The organism is Mesorhizobium loti R88b (assembly GCF_013170845.1).
Classification (GTDB): Bacteria; Pseudomonadota; Alphaproteobacteria; order Rhizobiales; family Rhizobiaceae; genus Mesorhizobium; species Mesorhizobium loti_B.
In genome coordinates this window covers 5,470,655-5,490,439 of record NZ_CP033367.1, presented here as the reverse complement: position 1 = coordinate 5,490,439, position 19,785 = coordinate 5,470,655, and the positions used below count along the sequence as shown (strand labels likewise).

Annotated in this window: 20 protein-coding genes; 15 read left to right on the top strand and 5 right to left on the bottom strand. The window is 63.0% G+C overall.

The window, feature by feature from the left end:
- Positions 1 to 53: 53 nt before the first annotated feature.
- From EB235_RS26970 to EB235_RS26960, 3 genes are all read right to left on the bottom strand, one after another.
- Positions 54 to 2,207, bottom strand: a complete 2,154-nt coding sequence (locus EB235_RS26970) for a transglycosylase domain-containing protein (protein ID WP_027034352.1) — start codon at positions 2,205 to 2,207, stop codon at positions 54 to 56.
- Positions 2,208 to 2,430: 223 nt separating this feature from the next.
- Positions 2,431 to 3,363, bottom strand: coding sequence for a dimethylarginine dimethylaminohydrolase family protein (locus tag EB235_RS26965; RefSeq protein WP_027034353.1), 933 nt, complete (start codon positions 3,361 to 3,363; stop codon positions 2,431 to 2,433).
- A 39-nt stretch (positions 3,364 to 3,402) separates the two neighbouring features.
- Entirely contained in the window at positions 3,403 to 4,989 is a 1,587-nt protein-coding gene (locus EB235_RS26960) for a peptidase M20 (protein WP_027034354.1), read from the bottom strand.
- 75 nt (positions 4,990 to 5,064) lie between these two features.
- Here EB235_RS26960 and EB235_RS26955 point away from each other — a divergent pair, with 75 nt between their 5' ends.
- The 5 genes from EB235_RS26955 (at position 5,065) to EB235_RS26935 (ending at position 10,009) form a co-directional block, all read left to right on the top strand.
- Positions 5,065 to 5,961, top strand: a complete 897-nt coding sequence (locus EB235_RS26955; protein ID WP_027034355.1) for a LysR substrate-binding domain-containing protein — start codon at positions 5,065 to 5,067, stop codon at positions 5,959 to 5,961.
- A gap of 119 nt (positions 5,962 to 6,080) precedes the next feature.
- Entirely contained in the window at positions 6,081 to 7,175 is a 1,095-nt protein-coding gene (locus EB235_RS26950; RefSeq protein ID WP_027034356.1) for an ABC transporter ATP-binding protein, read from the top strand.
- 67 nt (positions 7,176 to 7,242) lie between these two features.
- On the top strand, positions 7,243 to 8,358 hold the full coding sequence (locus EB235_RS26945) for an ABC transporter substrate-binding protein (protein ID WP_027034357.1): 1,116 nt from the start codon (positions 7,243 to 7,245) through the stop codon (positions 8,356 to 8,358).
- An 11-nt stretch (positions 8,359 to 8,369) separates the two neighbouring features.
- Positions 8,370 to 9,203 carry an ABC transporter permease gene (locus tag EB235_RS26940; protein WP_027034358.1) on the top strand — a complete coding sequence of 278 codons (834 nt, stop codon included), beginning with the start codon at positions 8,370 to 8,372 and terminating at the stop codon, positions 9,201 to 9,203.
- Positions 9,203 to 10,009 carry an ABC transporter permease gene (locus tag EB235_RS26935; RefSeq protein ID WP_027034359.1) on the top strand — a complete coding sequence of 269 codons (807 nt, stop codon included), beginning with the start codon at positions 9,203 to 9,205 and terminating at the stop codon, positions 10,007 to 10,009. Before EB235_RS26940 ends, EB235_RS26935 begins: the two co-directional genes overlap by 1 nt.
- Positions 10,010 to 10,045: 36 nt before the next feature.
- Here the strand turns inward: EB235_RS26935 and EB235_RS26930 are convergent, their stop codons facing one another.
- Positions 10,046 to 10,498 carry a cupredoxin domain-containing protein gene (locus tag EB235_RS26930; RefSeq protein ID WP_245268930.1) on the bottom strand — a complete coding sequence of 151 codons (453 nt, stop codon included), beginning with the start codon at positions 10,496 to 10,498 and terminating at the stop codon, positions 10,046 to 10,048.
- On the opposite strand from EB235_RS26930, the gene EB235_RS26925 reads away from it, so the two are divergent.
- Positions 10,491 to 10,700, top strand: a complete 210-nt coding sequence (locus EB235_RS26925) for a hypothetical protein (RefSeq protein ID WP_167334840.1) — start codon at positions 10,491 to 10,493, stop codon at positions 10,698 to 10,700. The genes EB235_RS26930 and EB235_RS26925 overlap by 8 nt on opposite strands.
- Here the strand turns inward: EB235_RS26925 and EB235_RS26920 are convergent.
- Positions 10,697 to 11,485, bottom strand: coding sequence for a 2-keto-4-pentenoate hydratase (locus EB235_RS26920; RefSeq protein ID WP_027034361.1), 789 nt, complete (start codon positions 11,483 to 11,485; stop codon positions 10,697 to 10,699). The two genes, EB235_RS26925 and EB235_RS26920, sit on opposite strands and share 4 nt — an antisense overlap.
- A gap of 354 nt (positions 11,486 to 11,839) precedes the next feature.
- On the opposite strand from EB235_RS26920, the gene EB235_RS26915 reads away from it, so the two are divergent.
- From EB235_RS26915 to EB235_RS26875, 9 genes are all read left to right on the top strand, one after another.
- Entirely contained in the window at positions 11,840 to 12,247 is a 408-nt protein-coding gene (locus EB235_RS26915; RefSeq protein WP_027034362.1) for a DUF3168 domain-containing protein, read from the top strand.
- Between the two features lie 173 nt (positions 12,248 to 12,420).
- Positions 12,421 to 12,720 (top strand): hypothetical protein, encoded by a 300-nt coding sequence (locus EB235_RS26910; RefSeq protein WP_027034363.1) that lies wholly within the window; start codon positions 12,421 to 12,423, stop codon positions 12,718 to 12,720.
- Positions 12,721 to 12,810: 90 nt separating this feature from the next.
- Positions 12,811 to 13,476, top strand: a complete 666-nt coding sequence (locus EB235_RS26905) for a response regulator transcription factor (protein WP_019857144.1) — start codon at positions 12,811 to 12,813, stop codon at positions 13,474 to 13,476.
- Positions 13,460 to 14,887 carry an ATP-binding protein gene (locus EB235_RS26900; RefSeq protein WP_027034364.1) on the top strand — a complete coding sequence of 476 codons (1,428 nt, stop codon included), beginning with the start codon at positions 13,460 to 13,462 and terminating at the stop codon, positions 14,885 to 14,887. The genes EB235_RS26905 and EB235_RS26900 overlap by 17 nt, the downstream gene beginning before the upstream one ends.
- A gap of 208 nt (positions 14,888 to 15,095) precedes the next feature.
- Positions 15,096 to 15,533: a hypothetical protein gene (locus EB235_RS26895; protein ID WP_032926108.1), complete on the top strand. Its 438-nt coding sequence runs from the start codon at positions 15,096 to 15,098 to the stop codon at positions 15,531 to 15,533.
- Positions 15,534 to 15,646: 113 nt separating this feature from the next.
- On the top strand, positions 15,647 to 16,786 hold the full coding sequence (ccmI, locus tag EB235_RS26890; RefSeq protein ID WP_027034366.1) for a c-type cytochrome biogenesis protein CcmI: 1,140 nt from the start codon (positions 15,647 to 15,649) through the stop codon (positions 16,784 to 16,786).
- Between the two features lie 8 nt (positions 16,787 to 16,794).
- A complete protein-coding gene (ccmE, locus tag EB235_RS26885) occupies positions 16,795 to 17,238 on the top strand; it encodes a cytochrome c maturation protein CcmE (RefSeq protein WP_027034367.1) in 444 nt (147 codons plus the stop codon).
- Between the two features lie 31 nt (positions 17,239 to 17,269).
- The gene (locus tag EB235_RS26880; protein WP_027034368.1) at positions 17,270 to 19,261 is read left to right on the top strand and encodes a heme lyase CcmF/NrfE family subunit; all 1,992 of its coding nucleotides are present in this window, start codon (positions 17,270 to 17,272) and stop codon (positions 19,259 to 19,261) included.
- A complete protein-coding gene (locus EB235_RS26875) occupies positions 19,258 to 19,725 on the top strand; it encodes a cytochrome c-type biogenesis protein (protein ID WP_027034369.1) in 468 nt (155 codons plus the stop codon). The genes EB235_RS26880 and EB235_RS26875 overlap by 4 nt, the downstream gene beginning before the upstream one ends.
- Positions 19,726 to 19,785: the final 60 nt, after the last annotated feature.

Below are 19,785 nucleotides of genomic sequence, written 5' to 3'. Positions count from 1 at the left end.
GCCTCGTGGCAAGCCGGCGTGATGGAATTGCCCATTCTGCTGCGCTGTGGCAATCACAGCGCCGAAAGCGTTTCGGGCGGGGCGGGGGCGTCGAGCCGGGGCGCTGTCTCGAACAGCCGGGTCATGTCCCTCAAAGTCTGCGTGGTTCGGCTGGACAGCACCGGCGGGCGTTCGGCAGCGGCATCGGCTGCTGCCTGGTCCTCGCTCTTCTTCTGCGCTTCCGCGGCCTTGGCCGCGATCTCCTCGTCGACAAACGGTTTGTCGATGCCGGGGATCGGCTTCAGATCGATGTTCTGGTGCGCATAGACCATCAGCCGTTGCCAGACCATTGCCGGCAGCGTGCCGCCCGTCATGTTCTTGGTCGGGGTGAAATCGTCATTGCCCAGCCACACGGCCGCTGTGTAGTTGCCGGTAAAGCCGACAAACCAGGCGTCGCGGTAGGATTGCGTCGTCCCGGTCTTGCCGGCGACGACGATGTTGGGAATGAGCGCCCGCCGACCCGTACCCATCACCGGCACCGCCGCCAGCATGGTGTTCATCGATTTCAGCGCCTGCTCTGACAGCACCCGGTGCGGCGGCGGTGCGTCCTTGGTCCAGTCATACACCACGTCGCCGGTGCGGGTAACGAGCTGGGTGATGCCGTGCCTGGAACCGACGAAGCCGTTCTGAGCGAACACGCTGTAGCCCGTCGCCTGGTCCATCACGGTCATGCCCGAGGTGCCGAGGACCATAGTCTTGTGCCCCTCCAGCGGTGATTCCACCCCGAATGACTCCGCCATCGCCTTGATGGGTGCGATGCCGAGATGGTCCTTGGCCAGCCGCACCGGCACCGTGTTGATCGACTTGGCCATCGCCATGATCAGCGTGATGTTGCCGGCGGATTCGCCGGCATAATTGTGCGGTGACCAGTTGCCCCAGCTGATCGGTCCGCCCGAGATGATCGAGTTCGGCGTAAAGCCGTGTTCCATCGCCGTGGCATAGACATAAGGTTTGAACGACGAACCGGTCTGGCGCAGCGCCTTGGTGGCGCGGTTGAACTGGCTGGCGCCGTAGTCGCGGCCGCCGACGATCGCCCGCACCGCGCCATTGGTCTCGATGACCACCACGGCACCTTCGGTGACGTTATACTCCTTGCCGAACTGGCGCAGGTGGAACTCGACGGACTCCTCCGCCGCCTTCTGGATGTTGGCGTCGAAAGTGGTGTGCGCGACCAGCGAGTGCTGCCCCGGCTTGGCGATCTTCTTGACCTCGTCAAAGGCCCAGTCGAGGTAGTAGTCAGGGCTCTTCTGTTCGCCGCGGTCGACGACGTCGGCCGGATGCAGCCTTGCCTGCAGCACCTGGCCCTCGGTCATGAAGCCTGAATCGACGAGGTTGGACAGCACCACATTGGCGCGGGCGCGCGCCGCCGGCAGGTTGATGTGGGGGGCGTATTTGGTCGGCGCCTTGAACAGGCCGGCCAGCATCGCCGCCTCGGCAAGGTTCAAGTCCTTGACACTCTTGCCGAAATAGAAGTCGGCCGCCGCCTCGATGCCGAAGGTGCCGCCGCCCATATAGGCGCGGTCGAGGTAGAGCTGCAGGATTTCCTTCTTCGACAGATTGGCTTCGAGCCACAGCGACAGGAAGGCTTCCTTGATCTTGCGCTCGAAGGTGCGCTCATTGGTCAGGAACAGGTTCTTGGCCAATTGCTGGGTAATGCTCGAACCACCCTGGACGACCGAGTTCGCCCGCACATTCTCGAAGATCGCGCGCGAAAGGCCGAGCACGTCGATGCCATAATGCTCGAAAAAGCGGCGATCCTCTGTGGCAAGCACCGCCTTGATGACGTGATCGGGCATCTCGTCGACCGGCACGGAGTCGCGCTGGATGATGCCGCGCTGGCCGATCTCATTTCCGTAGCGGTCGAGGAAGGTGACGGCGAAGTCGCCCTGGGCGCGCCAGTCACCGGTCGTATCGTGGAAGGCCGGGATTGCCAGCGCCAGCATCACCACCATGCCGCCGGCGCCAAGCGTGAAACCTTCGCTCAACAGTTCGATGATGCCGCGGCGCCAGCCTTTGAGACGGAAACGCCGCGAGAAGATCGTCGCGCCTTCCCAGAACTGGCGCGCCTTGAACCCGACCTCATAGAGCGAGGAATCGACCCAGGCATCCATCGCCAGAAGGCGCGACGCGATCGGACCTCTTCTCTTGCGCGGTTCAGGGTTGACCATTCAAAAACCCGGCTCGGCTGTGGCGTGACCTGAAAACCGCAAGCGGGCAATTTCAGGGCGGCGCCCTGCCGCGACTATTCATCCATTTTTCGGACGCTCACAAGGGCAGGCAGGACACAGCTGCGTGGTTTGTCGATGGAAAAGGCAGGCAACAGCCAACATGGTTGCCCGCCCACCGGATTTTCGATCCGGCGGGTGAGGGGTCGTTGCCGTTATCCTTCTATCATGCTGCTTCGCGCTTCAGCGCCTGTGCCATGCAGTGGATGCCGCCGCCGGTCTTGGAGATCTCGCTCATGTCGACGGCCGCGACCTCGAAGCCGCGCGCCTTGAGCTTTTCGATCAGCGTCTTCGAGGAGGTCGGCGCGATGACCCGGTCCTTGCCCAGCGACATGAAGTTGCAGCCGAGCGCCATCGTGTCCTGGAACGGCACGTCGATGATCTCGTGGCCCTTGCCCTTCAGCCAGTCGACAATGCCGGGTTCGGTGCAGGCGAGGCAGACGGCGGTGAGCTTTTCGGCGATCGGCACCACCATCAGGTCGATATGGACATAGTATTCGTCGATGAAGGCGAGACGCGTCTCCCAGCCCTCTTTCTCGAACCAGGACTGCACCTGACGGGCGCCTTCCTCCTGCGTGCGGGCGCCGCCGCAGCCGATCAGCACCACGCCTTCCTCGATGACGTTGAAGTCACCGCCCTCGAAAGTGCCTGCGGTGACCATGTCGTAGATCGGGATGCCGAGTTTCTCGTAGGTGCGGATGGCGGCATAATTCTCGCCGCGTCGCCACCAGTTGGCCATGGCGGTGATGAAGGCGCCATAGGGTGTCATGACGCTGGAATCGCGGGAATAGACCTGCATCGGCAGTTCCGGCGTCGGCTCGTGCCAGTGGATGTTGACGCCAAAATGCTCGTAGGCGGCGACCAGGTCCTTGTGCTGCGCCTGGGCGATCTGGACGTTGCAGGGCGCCTCGCGCAGATGTTTGCGCGACAGCGAGCTGGTCGACAGGTGGCGGAGGAAATTCGGTGAGCCGAGCAGCACGTCGGTCAGCACGTCGGTTTCGTTGGCGAAGCCCCATGATGTCAGCGGCTTGGTGCCGCCAGTCGGATTGCGGCGCTGCAGCGAAAACGGCTCGGCGACGATGCGATCATGAACGGTCATGGAGTTCTCCTCGTGGGCTTGTTCTCAAGAGTTGGTCGGTCATGCATTGCTTGGGATCCACCAGTCGCGGCCGCGCGCGGTGGTGACATATTCCGGCCAGCGGAAATTGACCGGCGGTTCGTAGTCGCAGAGCGGCGCGATCCAGTTCGTGCCACCAACGCCGCCTCCGGTGCGGGTGACGAATTCGTCCATCGCCGCGTCGCGGGCGGTCTTGTCCTCGAGCAGGCGCAGCGCCGCCAGCGCGACGGTCTTGGCCGCGCAGGTCACCATCGGGTCGATGGTGGCGGAAATGCCACCTAGCGCATTCATCACCCAGGAGGGATAGGCGTGCCCCTTCGCCGAGCGCAGCGCCGGGCGCGCGACATAGAAGCGTGCCGTCGGCGCATGCCAGCTCATGTCGGTGTAGTCGTCGGAGGTCGAATTCACCTGCGAGGGTGGCAGGTCGCGGCGCAGGATCGCCTCCGCGTCTTGTGGCGAAATCAGCCGCTCCAACTCGTCGATGAACGGGTTCTCCGTCGCGGTAGCCCCGGCATTGACCTGGATTTCGCGCGCGATTGCCTTGGCGGCCTCGTCCCAGCGCGGCGGGCCGACCGTCGACAGCGCTTCATAGGCTATCTCGGCCATGGCATGGTTGGCCAGCCCTGGCCGCGACTTCGACACCCAGTGGCGCTCATAGCGGCAGCCGCTCATGCTGGCGGCGGCGGCGGCATTGCGGTCGAGCACTGATGTGACCTGCTCAGCCATGGCAATGGTCGGCACGCGGATCATGTACTGGATCTCGGACAGGCCCGCCGGCAGATTGTCGGCCGTTGCCTGGCCGGCGGTCAGGATCGCCTCGCTGATCGACCAGCCGCCCTGGTGCGGCAGCATGGAATCGCGCAGCGCCTTGGAGGTCATGTACATCGTCATCAGCGCGTCATTGGCGCCCGGGGCGCGGACCGCCGAATGCGCCTGCGGGATCGGCGCACCATCGCCTGCGTGGATCCAGTTTTCGGGTTCGTCGCAGATGAAGCGGTAGATCATCGCGTAGGCAGCGCCGCAATGCGTATCCCAGCGCGCCGTGTTGCAGAGCGGCAGCATGTAGAAGGGATGGAACGAGATCATGCCGGCAAGGCCATCATAATAGCCTTTGGCAGCATGGATCGGCTTCGAGCCGCGAACCTTCTCCGCCGGCTCGCCGGTGAAGCGCAGCGTGCCTGGAATGCCGTGGCGCTGCATGGCGGCCTTGGTGGCCAACAGGCCGCCGAGGCTTGCCATGCCGAGCCCCGAATGCGGATCGGTGTGGCCGCCGGCCTCGACGCCAAGGCCGGGCCGCGGCTGCTTCATCGTCACCGCGTCCTGGCAATTGCCGGGCACCGCGTCATATTCGGCATACATGCCGATCGTCGGCCCCGCGCCATTCGTCCAGTGGGCGCAGAAGGCGGTCGGCATGCCGCCCGAGCCTTCCTCGACGGAAAAACCCTCATGCTTCAGCCGCGCTACGTACAAGGCGGCCGACTGGTATTCGCGCCAGGCGGTCTCGCCGAAATCGAAAATGGTGCGCGTCCATGCCGACAGCGACGGCTGGATGCCGTCGATGCAAGCGAGCGCAGTCTCTTGCGCTGATGTCGTCACCGCTTTGTCCATGTGTCAAAGAAAGCAGTGAAGCGGCGCGCCAAAAAGTGATATGTTTTCCCGGTTCGTGCAAATTCGGTTCACCTCTTGAGAATTCCATCCACGCAAGCGCTGCGCGCCCTCGACAGTTTCGCCCGCCACGGCAGCGTCTGGCGCGCCGCCGATGAACTGCACCTCACCCGCAGCGCGGTCAGCCATCAATTGCGGCTGCTGGAGCGCGACCTCGGCTTCGATCTGCTGGAACGCATCGGCAAGGGCGTCGCGCTCACCCCGCGTGGCCAGCGCTATGCCAGCGACGTGCGCAAGGCGCTCACCGTGCTGGGCGACGCGGTGACGCGCGATGCCGGCACCGGTGTCGGCGGCTCGTTCGCCGTTTCCTGCACGCCGGGCTTTGCTTCACTGTTTTTATGCACCCATATCGGCGAGTTCCGGCAGATGTATCCTGACGTGGCGTTGCGCATCCTGACGCCCAGGCGGCTCGACGATGTCAGCAATGCGGAGGCTGACGCCTTCATCGCTTTCGGTGTTGGCAATTGGCCGAACCGCTTGGTTGAGCCACTCTGCGAAATCTCCTTCACGCCGCTATGCAGCCCGACGCTGCTCAACAAGGTCGGCGGTTTTTCCCGGCCGGCGGACGTGCTGCGCGCCAATCTGCTGCATCTCGACGACACCGAGGATTGGGCGCGCTGGCTGGCCCTGTCCAAGGTGGAAAACCCGGATACCGAGGGCGGCATCTTCTTCTCCGACATGAACCTGGTCTTCTCGGCGGCGATTGCCGGCCAGGGCATTGCCATGGGCGACGAACTGACCAGCCGGCGCGCACTCAGCGAGGGCCGGCTGGTCAGGCCGTTCGACATCGCCATCAAGTCGCCGCGCTCCTATTTCCTCGTCTCCGAACACGCCAAGGCTTCGCATCCGGTGCTGGACGCTTTCGCTGGGTGGCTGAGGTCGAAGCTCTCGGAGAACCGCATTCAGCCCTATTGAGGACAGGGCGACCAGCCCGGCATAGATGAATGAAATTTGCCGATGAGGCGAAAACTATTCGGTTGCGGTGAGCCGCCAGCCTGCCTACGATTTCCTCTTGGGACTGAGGAAGAGGCAGGATGCAGCAACCCGGCCGGGCCGCGGAGATCAAGGCAATCGGGATCGGCAAGAGCTTCGGCTCGTTCCGTGCGCTGGACAATCTGACGCTCAATATCGGCCGTGGCGAGTTCCTGACCCTGCTTGGCCCCTCCGGTTCGGGCAAGACCACCTTCCTGATGATCCTGGCCGGCTTCGTGCAGCCGACCGAAGGCAAGCTGTTCAGCGACGGCACCGACATCACCGATCGCCCGGCCGAACAACGCGCCGCCGGCATGGTGTTCCAGGGCTATGCGCTGTTCCCGCATATGAGCGTCGAGGCCAACATCGCTTTCCCGCTCAAGGTCCGCAAGAAATCATCCTCCGAGATCAAGAAGCGTGTCGGCGAGATGATCGAGCGCGTCGGTCTGGTCGGCCACGAGAAGAAACTGCCCTCGCAGCTCTCCGGCGGCCAGCAGCAGCGCGTGGCGCTTGCCCGGGCGCTGGTGTTCGAACCGGGCGTGCTGCTCCTCGACGAACCGTTCTCGGCGCTGGACAAGAGCTTGCGTGGCCAGATGCAGGCCGAAATGAAGCGCCTGCACCAGGAAACCGGCACCACTTTTGTGTTCGTCACCCACGATCAGAGCGAGGCGCTGGCGCTGTCGTCACGCGTCGCCATCTTCAACCATGGCAAATTGCTGCAGGTCGGCGCGCCGGATGAGGTCTATGACCGGCCGGACAACCGCTTCGTGGCCGAGTTCCTGGGCGAGATCAACATGCTGCCGCTGAAGGGGGTCCAGCCCGCCGATAATGGTTCGACGGGCCTCTGCGAGGACCGCGCGGTCAACATGCACTGCAAGGCCGAGAAAGTCCGTGGTGACGCCATCCTGGCGATCCGGCCCGAACACATGTCGATCGCGCGCGAAGCGGCGGTCGGCGAGAACGGCATTGCCGCGACCGCCACCGCCTCGACCTATCTGGGCGCCGCGACCAAGCTTGATCTCACCACACGCCAGGGCGCCAAGGTGACCGTTTCGGTGCCGAACGAGGTCGCGGCGGCAGCGCTGAGCAAAGGCAATTCCGTCTGGCTGACATGGCCGGCGGAAAAGGGTTTCCTCCTTCCGGATGGAGGACAATGACCGCCAGCGTGGACCGATGGGACACGCAGGCTTCCGGGAACGATCAACGACAAAAAGGGGAACTGACATGACTAACGATACCAGGAAACAAGCCATCGACAGCCTGTCCGCCAAGGCAGGCCGCGGCGAGATTTCGCGCCGCCAGTTCACGCAGTTGGCGGCCCTCGTACTTGCCGGCACGCCGATGCTGCTGCGCTCGACCGGTGCCTTCGCGCAGGCCAAGGAACTGGTGCTGGTCAACTGGGGTGGCGACGCCATTACGGCTTACGATGCCGCCTACGGCCAGGCCTTCACCAAGGACACCGGCATTACCGTGAAGATGGACGGCTCGGGCCCGACCGAAGGCGCCATCTCGGCGCAGTTCAAGAGCGGCGCCCCGACCTGGGATCTGGTCGACGTCGATCCGTTCTCGGCCATCACGCTCGGCGCCCAGGGCGCGCTGGAGCCCATCGACTACAACATCGTCGACAAGAAGAAGATGCGGCCGGGCTTCGGCTGGGACTATGCCGCCTCGACCTATTTCTTCTCCTACATTATCGCCTATGATTCCGAAAAATACGGCAAGGATGCCCCGACCGGCATGGCCGACTTCTTCGATGTGAAGAAATTTCCCGGCAAGCGCTCGCTCTACAAATGGGGTGTGTCGAGCTGGGAAGCGGCCCTTCTCGCCGACGGCATTGCGCCGGCTTCGCTCTACCCGCTCGACCTCAAGCGTGCGCATGACAAGATCGCCGCCTTCAAGGAAAACGTCGTTGCCTATTGGGGTGGCGGCGCCGAGAGCCAGAGCGTGCTGCTCAACGGCGAAGCCTCGATGGCGATCGTCTGGTCGACCCGCGCCTCACTGATCGAGCAGGACTCCGGCGGCAAGATCAAGTTCATCTGGGATCAGGGCCTGATCTCGCCCGGTGCGCTGGCCGTGCTCAAGGGCAATCCCGGCGGCAAGGATGCGGCGATGAAATTCATCGCCAGCGCCCAGGATCCGCAAAAGCAGCTCATCATGTTCGACAAGCTCGGCCAGGGTCCGGCCAATCCGGCCACCGACGCGCTGATCCCTGCCGACAAGAAGCGCATCAACCCCGTCGACCCGGACAACATGAAGAAGCAGATCGCGCTCGACATGGATTGGTACGCCAAGAACTACGGCGCGGCGCTCGACGAATACACCAAGATCATCTCCGCCTGATCCGGGCAGGGATGCGGTCCTATCTCTCAGACAGGATGGGCGCGGCGCTGTTGATGGCGCCGCTGCTCCTGTTTCTCGTCCTGGCCTATGCCTGGCCGTTCCTCGGCGTCGTCAAATGGAGCTTTACGCTGCCGACGCCTGGGCTCGGCCAGTATGAAGCATTGCTCACCGACGATCTGGTGCAGTCGGTGTTCATCCGCACGCTGCGCATCGCCGCCATCGTTACCATCGTCTCGGTCTGCGCCGCCTACGCCATCACTGTCGTCTGGGTGCGTGGCACCCCCGCGCAGCGCCTGATCGCCGAATTCTGCATCCTCGTGCCGTTCTGGATATCGGTGCTGACACGCGCCTTCGGCTGGGTGGCGCTGCTCTCCAATCGCGGCCTGATCAACACCTGGCTGCAGGCGATCGGCTTCATTTCCGAACCGCTGGCGCTGGTGCGCAATGAATTCGGTGTCATCGTCGGCATGACGCATTTCCTCATTCCGTTCGCCGTCTTTCCGCTGGCGTCGGCCATGCGCAGCCTCGACGACCGGGTGCTGCTCGCAGCGCGCGGCCTCGGCTCCAGCCGTATGCGCACCTTCTGGACCGTGTTCGTGCCGATGACGCGCTCCGGCATCATCGGCTCCGCGATGATCGTCTTCGTGTTTTCGCTCGGCTTTTTCGTTACCCCGGCAATCCTCGGCGGCGGCCGCAGCGTCATGATCGCCGAGCTGATCTATCTCAGGATTTTCCAGAGCCCGGACTGGGGGCTGGGCGCGGCGATCAGCGTCGTGCTGGTGCTGTTCGTCGGCGTGCTGATGGCGGTGCTGTTCCGCTATGTCAAACCGAGGCAGTTGATCTGATGCCGACCTATCGCCCCGGTCCCGTCTCGCTTGTTATCGCCGCCTTGGTGGCGCTGTTCCTGTTGATGCCGCTGCTCGCCGTCATTCCGGTCTCGCTGACGCCGAGCCGCATGTTGGCGATGCCGTCGGGCGAACTGTCGCTGCGCCACTACAGGGCGTTGATCGAGGATCCGCGTTGGATCGATTCGATCCTGCTCTCGATCCGCATCGGCATCGTCAGCAGTGCCTTTTCCACAGTGCTCGCTCTGTGCTTCAGCCTCGGCGTCTGGATGTTCCAGCCACGCTTCACGGCGGCCCTCGTTGGTTTCGTGTTGCTGCCGATGGTCGTGCCGCCCGTGGTGTCGGCGATCACGCTGTACTTCCTTCTGACCTCGGTCTCGGGGATGAGTTCGTTCTTCGGCTATGACACCTGGCTCGGTGTCGTCATGGCGCATTCGGTGATGACGGTGCCATTCGCCACGGTGCTGATCTTGGTCTCGCTCAGCCAGTTCGACCGCCGCATCGACCTTGCCGCGCGGGGTCTCGGCGCAACTGTCTGGGAGCGCGCCACGCGCATCATCATGCCCAACATCAAATTCGGTATCGTCACCGCGGCGCTATTGTCCTTCGTGCTGTCCTGGGAAGAGATCGGCGTCACCCTGTTCATCACCTCGGTCAACGCCATCACGCTGCCGCGTCTGATGTGGATGGGCCTGCGCGACAACATCGACCCGGCGATCGCAGCGCTGTCGGTGATCCTGATCATCATCACGGTGCTGGTGTTGGCGGTGCGCAGTGTGATGGCCAGGCCGCGCGGCGGGCACTGATCGACCCGACGCACAACCTCGCTTTAAGCCCAATGCCTATGGCTCGACGGTGAATTCGGCCCACATGCCGGCGGCATAGTGCCCTGGCACGTTGCAGATAAGCAGATATTTTCCAGCCGTCAGATCGACGGTCAATGTGCCTGATTTCCCGGGGTCAAGTTCCGAAACTTCGCCCTTGTCGCCAGCTTTGTCTTCGTCGACCCGATTCTCGGAATCAATGTAAGGAAGCGGCTTGCCGGGATCGGCAAGTTGCATAACGATCATTTCGTGAATGGTGTCCTTGGAATCATTCTTCACATTGAATGTGACCTGCCCGGCCTTCACTACAGCTGGCAAAGCCTTGACGCCCATGGTCGCCTTGGCCGGATCAATTCCGGGCGTCGCATAGGCGAGCCCCATCGGCATCTCCATACTCGCGCCCTTGTCCCAGAGCGAAATCTGGACAAGCGAAGCAGCTTGGACGACGCCGGCGCTGCCGGCGATGAGCATTGCGGCCGCGAGCCCGAGCGCTGCTGTCCTGTATATGGTTTTCATGGCGATCTCCTTCGGGTCAGCAGCAGGAGTGCTCTACATCCCGATGCTCATTCCGTCAGGAAAGTCGCCCGCCGTCATTGCGCCAAATCAAACAGGCCTGCGGGGCGACAGTTCGTTCCCGGTCGGACAGTTCATCGCCAGCAGCGAGGTGCCCTAGACAAACCGCACCGAGACACGGCCGAATCTGCCAAGATCGCCAATGACTTCGTCGCCCGCCTCGACGCTGATAGGCGTCACGCAGGTGCCTGTGATCACCAGCTGTCCCGGCTCGAGGGCTGTGCCGAGCCCAGACAGTTCATTGACGATCCATGTGAGTGCAACACGAGGGTCGCCCAGCACAGCCACGCCCGATCCATTGTGCTGCGACTTGCCGGAAATCAAACCGACCACCGGATGCTCCGCGAGGTTCACGTCGCGCCATTCATCTTTTACCGCCTCGCCGATGACAAACAGATTGGCACAGGCATTGTCCGCGATGAGCTGTGGTGCCCCGACAGCGCAGAAATCATTGTAGCGCGAGTCCGGTATTTCGATCGCCGGGTGCAAGCTCGCCACGGCTTCCATCACCTCGGCGATCTCGTAGGGCGCCGGACGTGGCGGCAACGGACGACCGAAACGGAAAGCGAATTCGATTTCGGCCACGCGCATCTTGCTCGTCACCAGGGAAACGGTCCCGCCGACCTCGACCGCTTTCTCGGCGATGAGACGCCCGGCCATCGGGCCATCGACATTGATGTGTCGTTGTCCGGCCAGACTGGTCGCGGCAATCTTCCAGCCGAAAAGCGGAGCCGCCGAGCGATCCATCACATGCGACTGGATGGCATAGCCTTCAATGCGCGTCTTGGGCCGCAAATCTTGGGGTATGGCATCGAGACGGGTACCTTTGTCCCAGTGGCCTACCAATAACCGAGACGCGGCTCCGGCTTTTTCTGCATCGAGCATGATCGGCTCCGGAAATCTAGGAGAATGCTCATCTGGCCGGCCAAAGCGGGCAAGGAACATTCCATCGTGTAGACCGATCCATATGGGACAAGATCAAGTGACCAGGCAAGCGGGACAACGCGTTCATGCTCTTCTTGCCGGGCAGTGCTGATGCTTGCTGTGCAGCCTCGTGGTTCCGGCTATACCGCGCTTGCCGACGCAAGTCGTATTTCCGAGATCATCGGCGTTCATCATTGCGATGACGAATCGCCATCGTCTTCGCGTGGCGAACCGCTATATCTGGCAAGTGTAAGCAGACATGGACAGGCTTTGGAAAAGCATTGTCGGTGGTGCAATGGCTTGAGGAAATGGACAATGACCGCGCCCGGCGATTTGCAGCAGGCACTGTTTCTGAGACTGAAAAGCGACAAGTCGCTGTCGGCGTTGCTCGGCGGCGCTGGACTGTTGGAAAGTCCAACCGCAAATGCCGCTTTTCCCTATGTGACCTGCGGGCAGACCTCGGCCTTTGACTGGGATACCGGCGCCGAGAACAATGACGACCAATTGATCACGCTGCATGTTTGGTCAAAAGCCCATGGCGAAGCCGAGACGCTTGCCATCATGGACGCCATCAAGGCACGCCTTGCCAATGCGGCGCTGACGATTGGCCCGCGCGGCCAGACGCGGCTGACGCTTGAATTCACCGAGGCCCGCTACGACGAGGATCTCCTTGTGCACCATGGGCTGTTGCGGTTTCGTGCACTGACGCAGGAAAATGCCTGACGCGCTTTCAATGCGACCGAAACGGAGTCTAGACTGGCGTCTGCGTGATTTCGTCGAGTTGGGGCGTCGAAATCACGATCTGTCGTCTCGCGTTTCAGGGGTGTAGCGGACATGGCTTTCGCATCGATCACTGTTCATTTCACGTTCAGCACCGATGCGTTACAACGCCGACCATGAAAACGCTTTGCTCCCAGTTTCGAACCGCGACCCTGGCGCTCTGTGCCGCCGGGCTGTTTGCGTCGCAGGCAAGCGCCATTTCGGTCGCGGCGTCCGGCCAGGACGATCCGATCGTCGTGGCCGGGAACGACTGCTACGCGATTGGCCAACAGGTGGCCGAGCAGAATGGCGGAACGCTGGCCAAGGCCTCGCAGTCGACGCGCGGTGGCCAGGCGGTCTGCGTCATCGTCGTTCTGGTGCCTGGCAAGGACGGGCAGCGCCCGCGCCGTTCCGAGATCGTCGTTCCGCAGAACTGATCCAGTCTTTACGTCTTACAGGGCTACGTTTCCAGGCCGACGGAATCGGCCTATATCTGACCAAGCTCTTCAACAGGTATCGATCTCCGCATGCGCGTACTCGTCGTCGAGGATGACAAGGATCTCAACCGGCAGATAGCGGATGCGCTGGTCGACGCCGGCTATGTGGTCGACCGCGCCTTCGACGGCGAGGAGGGCCATTTCCTCGGCGACACCGAGCCTTACGACGCGGTCGTGCTAGACATCGGCCTGCCGCAGATGGACGGCATCAGCGTGGTCGAGCGCTGGCGGCGCGGTGGCCGCAAGATGCCGGTGCTGATCCTGACCGCGCGCGACCGTTGGAGCGACAAGGTCTCCGGCATCGATGCCGGTGCCGACGACTATGTCACCAAGCCGTTCCACATCGAGGAGGTGTTGGCGAGGCTCCGGGCCCTGATCCGCCGCGCCGCCGGCCATGCCTCGTCCGAACTGACCTGCGGACCACTGCGCCTCGACACCAAGGCCTCGAAGGCCGATGTCGACGGCGTGCCGTTGAAGCTGACCTCGCACGAATTCCGCCTGCTTGCCTACCTGATGCACCATATGGGCGAGGTCGTTTCGCGCACCGAACTGGTCGAACATCTCTACGACCAGGATTTCGATCGCGATTCCAACACCATCGAGGTGTTTGTCGGGCGGCTGCGCAAGAAGATGGGCATCGACATGATCGAAACCGTGCGTGGCATGGGCTACCGCATGCGTGAGCCGGAGGCGTAACTCGGAACCGCTCAAACCAACCGCAAAGGCGCCGCTTTCGCTGCGTTTGTGGCCGCGTTCGCTGACGTTCCGCGTCATCGCCTTTTCCACGGTCTGGGCGATCCTGACCCTTGTCGTCATCTTCACTTTGATCACCACGCTCTATCGCCAGGCCAGCGAACGCGGTTTCGACAGCCTGTTGTCGGCGCATCTTTTCAACCTGATCGGTTCCATCGGCATTTCCGACACCGGCGCGCTGACCGGCGCCCCCGACCTTGGCGATCTCCGATTCTCGGAGCCGAATTCGGGTTGGTACTGGTCGGTGGAGCCCGCCTCTGAAGGCGTGCATGGCGATCTTCATTCCTCTTCGATGACCAAGACCATCCCGTCGCCAAGCGTCGCCGAAGTGCCTTTCAATGCCAGCTTCCAGCGCAGCTATGCGACCGAAGGCATCGATGGCGAGCAACTCCAGGTGTTCGAAAGCGAGTTCGTGCTCGACGCCAAGAACCGCGCCGCGCGTTTCCGCGTCATGGGCAATCAAAGCGAACTTGAACAGGAGATCTCCACCTTCCAGCGCCGGCTGCTGACCTATCTCGGCCTGTTCGGCGTCGGCATGATCGCCATCAATGCGATTGCCATTTTTCTTGGTTTGCAGCCGCTGCGCAGGGTCCGGAACGCGCTGGCCATGGTTCGTGAAGGCACCGCGCAGAGGCTTGACGGCCGCTTCCCGGCCGAGATCGAACCATTAGCCAACGAAACCAACGCGTTGATCGAAAACAACAAACGCATCGTCGAGCGCTCTCGGACTCAGGTCGGCAATCTTGCTCATTCATTGAAAACACCGCTCGCGGTGATGCTCAATGAGGGCCGCGCGCTCGGCGGCGCCAAAGGCCAATTGATTGCCGAACAGGCCGCCTCCATGCAGAAGCAGGTCGAGCATTATCTGCAACGCGCCCGTGTGGCCGCGCAGCGCGACAGCGTCGTTTATCGCACGCCGGTAACGCCGTTGGTGCAGCGCATGGTGCGGGTGTTGCAGAAGCTCAATCCGCAGACCAGCCTGTCGCTGACACTGCCGCCTGCCGAGATTGTGTTCGCCGGCGAGCGCGAGGACCTCGAGGAACTGCTCGGCAATCTGCTCGAAAATGCAATGAAATGGGCAAGAAGCGCGGTATTGGTCACCGTGGCGCCGTTGGCCAGCAAGGATGACAATCTTTTCGAGATCAGCATCGACGACGACGGCCCAGGCATTCCCGAGGATAAGGCGCGCGACGCGCTGAAGCGCGGAAGGCGCCTGGACGAGACAAAACCGGGAACAGGTTTGGGGCTTGCCATTGTCGCCGACCTCGTCAACGAGTATGGAGGCGTTCTCGCGCTTGAACGGTCCGGTATGGGCGGATTGAAGGCGGTGGTGCGGTTGCGGAGCCTTCAGTGACGCTTTTCCAGGCCAATCGACAGCGGTGGACGGGCCAAGTTATGGCGACATGTCGATTGCTCCCGGAGCAATATCGATTGCTCCCGGCCTTGCCGGTAGCGGCCAAATTTCCGACAAATATCAATACTATGGCCACGCCTACTTCTCCGATGACGCGGCCCCCGGCGCATCCATGGCAGGCTCCAACTCAAGAAAACCGGTTGTTTGCATGAAGATTCGCGTCGCGCTTGTTTCCGCCTTGCTGGCCGTGTCCGGCTGCACGACCTTGGGCGGCAAGGGTCCAACCATTGGGGCTACACCGGCCTCAACGCCTCCTTCCGCCGGTAAGGTCACCACCTCAATCATTTCCGCGATGGATGGTGGCCTGATTGGCGGCTCGATCGGCAGCAGCCTCAGCGCAACGGAGAAGCGCAGTGCGCTCGAGGCCGAGTATAAGGCGCTCGAATATACGACCAGCGGCCAGAAGGTGACATGGAAGGGCGACCAGGCTTCTCGTTACGGCGAGGTGGTTCCGGCGCAGCCCTATCGCGTCGGTTCGCAGGACTGCCGCCAGTACACGCAGACGGTCTTTACCGGCGGAGCCGGCGTCACCGCCCGTGGAACCGCGTGCCGCAACGCCGACGGCAGTTGGACGCCGCTGACCTGATATCCAGACCGGCTCCGGCCGGTTGATGTCGATCAAGGACAGGCGTCCGGCCGTCAAAGCGTCGCAGGATGCCCGTGTTGGCAGGGCAGGGCTCTGCCGTTATTGGAAGAACCATGCTGTTCTGGGTCATAGCCGCGATACTGACGCTCGGTGCGAGCCTGGCGGTGCTGTTGCCGCTGGCCGGAGGCGCCAAGGGCGCGTCGTCGAGCAGCGGTCACGATCTGGAAGTCTATCGCGATCAATTGTCCGAGCTTGACCGAGACGCCGCGCGCGGCCTGATCCAGCCTATGGAAGTGGCCGAGGCCCGTGCCGAAATCGCGCGCCGCATTCTTCGCCTCGACAACGCGGATAAGGCCGGCGAGACCTCGGCCAGGCAGGCCTCTGTCACGGCACGGCTTGTCGCGACCGTGGCCGTGCTGGCCGTGCCGCTGGTCAGCTGGGGTCTTTACAGCCAGATCGGCTCGCCTGATTTGCCGTCGCAGCCGCTTAGCCAGCGGCTGGCCAAGAACCCGGCCGACAGTTCGGTTGACGAGTTGGTGGCGCGGGCCGAGGCTCATCTTGCCGCCAACCCTGCCGATGGCAGGGGATGGGAGGTGCTGGCGCCGGTCTATCTGCGCATGCAGCGCTTTTCCGATGCGGTGGCCGCCTATCGCAACGCCATCCGTCTCGACGGCGACAGTGCCGCCCGTCGGGCGGGGCTTGGCGAGGCGATCGCCGGTGCGGCAGGCGGCATTGTTTCCGCCGATGCCCAGGATGCCTTCGAGGCGGCGCTGAAACTCGATCCGGCCAATGCGAAAGCCAACTTCTATCTGGCGATGGCCTTGGCGCAGGAGGGGCGAAACAAGGAAGCGGTGACGGCCTGGCAGGCGATGCTTGGTACTTTGCCGCCGGACTCGCCATGGCGTGGCGCCGTCGAGCAGGCATTGGCCAAATCCGGTAACCCGGAAGTTGCTTCCGGCGCGGCAGCGAAAGGCCCCGATGCCGCGGCTGTCGACGCCGCGTCCTCGATGTCGCAGCAGGATCGCGAAGCCATGATCAACACGATGGTCGCCGGCCTCGACGAAAAACTGCGGCAAAATCCGCGTGACCCGGAAGGATGGATGCGGCTCGTTCGTTCTTATGTCGTGCTGGGCAAGGCCGACCAGGCGCGCGATGCGCTGGGTCGTGCCATAGCTGTCTTCGGCGCCGGCAGTGACGAAGCCAAGAAATTCACCGCCTTTGCCGCCTCGCTCGGCCTGACGGCGACGGAGTAGAACTGGATATGACGCGCAAGCAGAAGCGGTTGTCGGTCATTGCAGGTGGATTGGCTTTCCTGGGCGCCGCCACCGGGCTGACCTTCTACGCTCTTGGCCAGAAGGCCTCGTATTTTTACATGCCGGCCGACCTCACCACGGCAAGCGTCCAGCCTGGTCAGCGTATCAGGCTCGGCGGTCTGGTCGAAAAGGGCACCATCCAGCGCGGGCAGGGCGCGACGGTCGCGTTTTCGGTCACGGACACCCACAAATCGGTCAGGGTGACCTATACTGGCATCCTGCCCGATCTCTTCCGCGAAGAGCAGGGCGTCATCACCGAAGGCACTTTCGGCCCGGACGGTGTCTTCGTTGCCGACAGCGTGCTGGCCAAGCATGATGAGCGCTACATGCCCAAGGAAGTGGCCGACGGCCTGAAGGCCAAGGGCGTCTGGCAGGAGAGCAAGAGTGAATAGCCTGGCATGAGAGCAAGAGTGAATCACGGGCATGGTTGAAACCGGACATTTCGCCCTGGTGCTGGCGTTTGCGCTTTCGCTGGTGCAGATGACCGTGCCGCTGTTCGGCGCGCGCCTCAATAACCAGCGCCTGATGGCTGTGGGCGGTCCGGTCGCGCTCACAGGCTTTGCCCTGACGGCGCTGTCCTTCGTCGCCCTGGCGAGCGCCTACGCGAACTCCGATTTCTCGGTGGCAAGTGTGTGGGAAAACTCGCACTCGCTGCAGCCGCTGATTTACAAGATCACCGGAACCTGGGGCAATCATGAAGGCTCGATGCTGCTCTGGGTGCTGATCCTGACTTTTTTCGGCGCCCTGGTCGCCGCTTTCGGCTCCAATTTGCCGGCCACGCTGCGGGCCAATGTGCTGGCTGTGCAAGGCGCCATTGGCGCTGCCTTCTTCCTGTTCATCCTGGCGACGTCCAATCCCTTCATCCGGCTCAATCCGGCGCCCATCGAAGGCCGCGATCTCAACCCGGTCCTGCAGGATCTCGGCCTCGCCATTCATCCGCCGCTGCTCTATCTTGGCTATGTCGGCTTCTCGATCTGCTTCTCCTTCTCGGTCGCCGCTCTCATCGAGGGCCGGATCGACGCCTCCTGGGCGCGCTGGGTCCGGCCATGGACACTGGTCGCCTGGATGTTCCTCACCGGTGGCATCGCCATGGGCTCGTACTGGGCCTATTACGAACTCGGCTGGGGCGGTTTCTGGTTCTGGGATCCGGTCGAGAACGCTTCGTTCATGCCGTGGCTGGCGGGCACCGCCCTGCTGCATTCGGCCATCGTCATGGAAAAGCGCTCGGCCTTGAAGATCTGGACGCTGCTGCTCGCCATTCTCACCTTCTCGCTGTCGCTGCTCGGCACCTTCCTGGTGCGTTCTGGTGTCCTGACCTCCGTCCACGCCTTCGCCACCGATCCAACGCGCGGCGTCTTCATCCTGTGCATTTTGACGCTGTTTATCGGCGGCTCGCTGGCATTGTTTGCGCTGCGCGCCTCGAAATTGACGGCCGGCGGCCTGTTCCACCCGATCTCGCGTGAAGGCGCGCTCGTCCTCAACAATCTGTTCCTGACCACGGCGACAGCCACGGTGCTCGTCGGCACGCTCTATCCGCTGGCGTTGGAGGCGCTCACCGGCGACAAGATCTCGGTCGGTGCGCCGTTCTTCAACCTGACCTTCGGCCCGTTGATGCTGCCGCTTCTGGCCATCGTGCCGTTCGGGCCGCTGCTGGCATGGAAGCGTGGCGATGTCTTCGCCGCTTCGCAACGCCTGATGGCGGCCTTCGCAGTAGCGCTGGCGGCGATGCTGGTCACCGGCCTGTTTATCGACGGTGCGTCGGTTTTCGCCGCCCTCGGCATCGGCCTTGCCGTCTGGCTGGTTGCTGGCGCGCTCACCGACCTTGCCGTCAAGTCCGGCGTCGGATCTGTCGCACCGGCCGTCATGTTCAGGCGCTTCGCCGGCCTGCCGCGCTCGGTCTTCGGCACGGCATTGGCCCATCTCGGTCTCGGCCTGACCTTGCTCGGCATAGTCGCCACGCTCTCCTTCGGCACCGAGAAGATCCTCACCATGCGTGCCGGCGAGACGGTGGAATTGTCAGGCCATACGCTGCGTTTCGTCGGGCTTTATCCGGCGCAAGGGCCAAACTACAGCGAGGACCTTGGTCGCTTCGAACTGATCGGCGCCGACGGAAACGCGGCTGGTGAAATCACCTCGGCCAAGCGCTTCTTCCCCGTGCGCCAGATGACGACGACAGAGTCCGGCATCAAGACACTCTGGTTCAGTCAGCTCTACCTCTCGCTCGGTGATGAGAACAAGGATGGCTCGGTCGTGGTGCGCCTGTGGTGGAAACCGCTGGTGACGCTGATCTGGGGCGGCGGCCTGGTGATGATGGCGGGCGCTGCCATGTCGCTGATGGATAGGCGCCTGCGTGTCGGCGCGCCCTCGCGCCGGCGCAAGCAGGCGAGCGCCGTGGCGCCCGCGACCCTGCCATGAACGCACGGCTTTCATTAACCTCGATTGTCCTACTGTTGGCGCTGTTCTTCGCCGGCTCTGCCTTGGCGGTGAAGCCTGACGAGATGCTGGCGGATCCGGCGCTCGAGGCGAGGGCACGGGCCCTGTCGGAAGGCCTGCGCTGCATGGTCTGCCAGAACCAGTCGATCGATGAGTCCGATGCCGACCTTGCCCGTGATTTGCGCATCCTCGTGCGCCAGCGCCTCGTCGCCGGCGATACCGACCAACAGGTGATGGACTATGTCGTGTCGCGTTACGGCGAATTCGTTCTGCTGAAGCCGCGTTTCGACCTGCGCAACGCACTGCTTTGGGGCACGCCAGTACTGTTGCTGCTGGTCGGAGGCGTGTTCATTGTGTTGACCGCGCGATCGCGCCGGACACTGGCGACAAAGTCCCTGTCTTCAGAGGAACAGGCGGCATTGGACGCCATCCTTCACCGCGACTGACGGCGGCGACCGCCCCGCCAACATTACCAAAGATTCATGTGTCGGAAATGGCGCTGTAAT

Bases quoted from the DNA above. Each gene is read 5' to 3' on its own strand.
- EB235_RS26910 (WP_027034363.1), top strand. From the start codon at position 12,421: ATGAAAACGCTTTGCTCCCAGTTTCGAACCGCGACCCTGGCGCTCTGT.
- ccmI (WP_027034366.1), top strand. From the start codon at position 15,647: ATGCTGTTCTGGGTCATAGCCGCGATACTGACGCTCGGTGCGAGCCTG.
- EB235_RS26940 (WP_027034358.1), top strand. From the start codon at position 8,370: ATGCGGTCCTATCTCTCAGACAGGATGGGCGCGGCGCTGTTGATGGCG.
- EB235_RS26895 (WP_032926108.1), top strand. From the start codon at position 15,096: ATGAAGATTCGCGTCGCGCTTGTTTCCGCCTTGCTGGCCGTGTCCGGC.
- ccmE (WP_027034367.1), top strand. From the start codon at position 16,795: ATGACGCGCAAGCAGAAGCGGTTGTCGGTCATTGCAGGTGGATTGGCT.
- EB235_RS26930 (WP_245268930.1), bottom strand. From the start codon at position 10,498: ATGCTCATCGCCGGCAGCGCCGGCGTCGTCCAAGCTGCTTCGCTTGTC.
- EB235_RS26920 (WP_027034361.1), bottom strand. From the start codon at position 11,485: ATGCTCGATGCAGAAAAAGCCGGAGCCGCGTCTCGGTTATTGGTAGGC.
- EB235_RS26970 (WP_027034352.1), bottom strand. From the start codon at position 2,207: ATGGTCAACCCTGAACCGCGCAAGAGAAGAGGTCCGATCGCGTCGCGC.
- EB235_RS26965 (WP_027034353.1), bottom strand. From the start codon at position 3,363: ATGACCGTTCATGATCGCATCGTCGCCGAGCCGTTTTCGCTGCAGCGC.
- EB235_RS26875 (WP_027034369.1), top strand. From the start codon at position 19,258: ATGAACGCACGGCTTTCATTAACCTCGATTGTCCTACTGTTGGCGCTG.
- EB235_RS26880 (WP_027034368.1), top strand. From the start codon at position 17,270: ATGGTTGAAACCGGACATTTCGCCCTGGTGCTGGCGTTTGCGCTTTCG.
- EB235_RS26925 (WP_167334840.1), top strand. From the start codon at position 10,491: ATGAGCATTGCGGCCGCGAGCCCGAGCGCTGCTGTCCTGTATATGGTT.
- EB235_RS26915 (WP_027034362.1), top strand. From the start codon at position 11,840: ATGACCGCGCCCGGCGATTTGCAGCAGGCACTGTTTCTGAGACTGAAA.
- EB235_RS26960 (WP_027034354.1), bottom strand. From the start codon at position 4,989: ATGGACAAAGCGGTGACGACATCAGCGCAAGAGACTGCGCTCGCTTGC.
- EB235_RS26945 (WP_027034357.1), top strand. From the start codon at position 7,243: ATGACTAACGATACCAGGAAACAAGCCATCGACAGCCTGTCCGCCAAG.
- EB235_RS26905 (WP_019857144.1), top strand. From the start codon at position 12,811: ATGCGCGTACTCGTCGTCGAGGATGACAAGGATCTCAACCGGCAGATA.
- EB235_RS26935 (WP_027034359.1), top strand. From the start codon at position 9,203: ATGCCGACCTATCGCCCCGGTCCCGTCTCGCTTGTTATCGCCGCCTTG.
- EB235_RS26950 (WP_027034356.1), top strand. From the start codon at position 6,081: ATGCAGCAACCCGGCCGGGCCGCGGAGATCAAGGCAATCGGGATCGGC.